General features: G+C 69.7%; 3 protein-coding genes. 2 read left to right on the forward strand and 1 reads right to left on the reverse strand.

Annotation, left to right across the window (positions count from 1 at the left end; translation table 11 throughout):
• Both ACOJTD_RS16990 and ACOJTD_RS16995 read left to right on the forward strand, forming a co-directional pair.
• The coding region (locus ACOJTD_RS16990; protein WP_420134061.1) for an exo-alpha-sialidase at positions 1-883 on the forward strand (883 nt) is incomplete at its 5' end.
• On the forward strand, positions 880-1,374 hold the full coding sequence (locus ACOJTD_RS16995; RefSeq protein WP_420134062.1) for a TlpA family protein disulfide reductase: 495 nt from the start codon (positions 880-882) through the stop codon (positions 1,372-1,374). The genes ACOJTD_RS16990 and ACOJTD_RS16995, both read left to right, overlap by 4 nt.
• A 15-nt stretch (positions 1,375-1,389) precedes the next feature.
• Here ACOJTD_RS16995 and ACOJTD_RS17000 read toward each other — a convergent pair whose 3' ends face one another.
• Positions 1,390-3,183 carry a potassium/proton antiporter gene (locus ACOJTD_RS17000; RefSeq protein WP_420134063.1) on the reverse strand — a complete coding sequence of 598 codons (1,794 nt, stop codon included), beginning with the start codon at positions 3,181-3,183 and terminating at the stop codon, positions 1,390-1,392.
• Positions 3,184-3,374: the final 191 nt, after the last annotated feature.

Here is a 3,374-nt window from a genome sequence, read left to right on the forward strand (position 1 = left end):
GTTCTCGATCTTCCGCGACGACGCCTTCAACGGCGACGTGTTCACCAGCCGCTCGACCGACGGCGGCGCCCACTTCGCGCCGCCGCGACCGATCACGTCCGATCCGGAGAGCCAGCGCTTCGAGGCGATCGGCTTTCGTTCTGACGGCCAGCTGTTCGCCGCCTGGCTCGACAAGCGCGACCGGGCGGCGGCACGCAGCGCTGGCAAGAAATACGACGGCGCCGCGCTGCTGGTCGCCTCGTCGCCGGACGGCGGCGCGAGCTACACGCCGGCCACGGTGGCGGCGCCGCACACCTGCGAGTGCTGCCGGCTGGCGCTGGCCTTCGATCCGGCCGGCCGCGCCGTGGTGGTGTTTCGCAACATGTTCGACGGCGGCGTCCGCGATCATGCGGTGATCACCTTCTCAGACGACGGCACACCCGGTCCGCTGCACCGGGTCAGCACCGACGACTGGCAGATCGCGGCCTGCCCGCATCACGGGCCGAGCCTGTCGGTGTCGCCGAACGGCGCCTATCACGTCGTCTGGTACACCGCCGGCAAGGTGCGCAAGGGGCTGTTCTACGCGCAATCGCGCGACGGCGGGCAGAGCTTCTCCGAGCCGATGCGGCTCGGCGACCCGGAGCGCGCGCCGTCGCGGCCCTATGTGCTGGCCGGCGCGAAAGAGACCGCGATCGTCTGGAAGCAATTCGACGGCGACGCCACCGCGGTCGAACTGATCACCTCGCCAGATGATGGCAAGAGCTGGTCGGCGCCGCGGGTGATCGCCACCACGGCGGACGCCTCGGACCATCCCTTGCTGGTGACGGACGGACGCGAGATGTATCTGTCGTGGATGACCAAGGCCGACGGCTATCGGCTGCAACCAATCGGGCGCGAACCATGAAGCGATTTCTGCTGGTGCTGATGCTGCTGGCGGCCGGCCTGCCGCCGGCCGGGGCTTCCGAGAGTGGCGGCCTGAAGCCGTTCGGGCGTGGCAGCTGGAAGCCGCTGCTGCAGGCTCATGCCGGACGGCCGACACTGGTGCATTTTTGGGGCGTGACCTGCGGGCCCTGCAAGGTCGAGCTGCCGCGGCTCGGCGCCTTCATGGCGCAGCATCCCGGCGTCGACGTGGTGACGATCGATGCCGATCTGGTGCCGAATTCCGAGCAGCCGGCGCTGGCGATGCTGCGCGGCGCCGGGCTGTCGGCTGCCGACAATTGGGTGTTCACCGACGGCTTCGCCGAGCGGCTGCGCTACGAGATCGATCCCGCCTGGCAGGGCGACATTCCCCGCACCTTGCTGATCGCCCCGAACGGCGACATCGTCACCATCGAAGGCATGGTCGAGCCCGCCACGCTGCAGGACTGGTCCGCCAGGCACGCGCCGGCGAAGTAGCACGGCGCGGGCGGCTCACACGCCCGAGAGCGCCGACCAGACGTTCGACAGCTTGCGCTGCAGGCGCTGCTTGCGGGTCGGGGGCGGGGCGTCGTCCTCGTCTTCCGGCAGCCGCAGGCCGACCACGTTGACGCGGCCGCCGCCGAGGCTGCGCGCCACCAGCACGATCGAATCCAGCGGCAGCTCGGCGCCGACCGTGGGGGCGCGGTCGAGATTGATGTCGAAATAATCGGCCAGCGTCAGCGCCTCCTCGCCGGGCTTGACGCTGACACCGTAGGCGCCGGCGAGGTCACCGAGCGAGGTCTCGCCCGGCACCACGAAGTCGCCGAGCAGATGCGGGTCGGGCGCCGTCGAGGGCGGCATGTCGACGAAGAAGCGGTCGAGGGCTTCGGCCTTCTCGGGCGGCGCCAGCAGATAGACGTAGTCGCCGGCCGCGACCGGCTCGGCCTCCTCGGGCGTCAGGATGCGCTCGTCTCGGATCACCAGCGTCGGCTTCGACCAGGACGGGATCAGCCCGCGCTTGAGGTAAAGGCTCTTGGCGCGGACCGGATAGCCGACCAGCTGTTTCTCGAGTTGGCCCGGCAGGTCCAATTCGATGCGCCGCGGGCCGCGGTCGGTGCGCGGCAGCGCGACGTGGAGCTTGCGCGCCGCCGGCCCCAGCGTCCAGCCCTGCAGCAGCAGCGAGATGATCACCACCACGAAGGCGACGTCGAAATACAGATACGCCTTGGGCAGCCCGACCAGCATCGGGATCGAGGCGAGGAAGATCGCCACCGCGCCGCGCAAGCCCACCCAGGCGATGAACAGCCGCTCACGCCAGTTGAACCGGAACGGCGCGAGGCACAAAAACACCGCGGCCGGCCGCGCCACCAGCATCAGCGCCAGCGCCACCAGCACGGCCGGCCCGGCGCTGGCCATCAGCCGCTGCGGCGATACCAGGAGGCCGAGCAGCACGAACATCACGATCTGCGCCAGCCAGGTGGCCGCGTCGAGGAACGCCACCACCGAATTATGCGCGCGGGTCGGCTGGTTGCCGATGATCATGCCGGCCAGATACACCGCCAGAAAGCCGGAGGCGTGCAGCATCTGCGAGGTGCCGAACACGACAAGTGCCGCGGTGGCGACGAACGGCGCGTGCAGGCCTTGCGGCAGCGCCACGCGGTTCAGCGCCATCACCACGGCGCGGCCGCCGACCACGCCGATCAGCGCGCCGAGCGCGGATTCGCGGACGAATTCGACGATCACATGCAGGGTCGAACTCTCGCCGCGGCTGATCAGCTCGACCAGCATCAGGGTCAGAAACACCGCGAACGGATCGTTGGTGCCGGACTCGACCTCCAGCGTCGCGCCGACCCGCGGCCGCAGCCGCAGGCCCTGGGCGTGCACCAGCAGAAACACTGCGGCGGCGTCGGTCGAGGCCACCACGGCGCCGGCCAGCAGCGCCTCGGTCCAGTTCAGGTCGAGCGCGTAGAGCGCGACCGGCGCGGTGATCAGCGCCGTGACCAAGACGCCGACGGTGGCCAGCCCCATCGATGGGGCCAGCACGGTCTTGATGCTGGAGAACCGCGTCCGCAGACCGCCGTCGAACAGGATCAGCGCCAGCGCCACCGAGCCGACCAGATAGGTCGTCGAGAGATCGTCGAACTTCAGCCCGCCCGGCCCGGACTCGCCGGCCAGCATGCCGAGCAGCAAGAACACCAGCAGCAACGGCGCGCCGAACCGCAGCGCCAGCAGGCTCGACAGGATCCCCGCCATCACCAGGATGGCGCCGAGCAGGATGGCGATGCTGACGGTGTCGAGAGAATCCATTGCCTTGGTGTAGCCGAGCGAATCGCCGCTGTCGTCCCTATCGTCGCAGCAGCGCCGTGCCTCGCGTGGCCCTCACCCCAACCCTCCCCTGCAAGCGGGGGAGGGGGCTCGCCGTGCTGGGGGAGAGGGCTTTTGTTTAAAATTCAGCAGACAACCCGCATGCGGCAGGCTCCCTCTCCCGCTTGCGGGAG

Origin of the sequence: Rhodopseudomonas sp., from assembly GCF_048594845.1 — a bacterium.
GTDB lineage: Bacteria > Pseudomonadota > Alphaproteobacteria > Rhizobiales > Xanthobacteraceae > Rhodopseudomonas.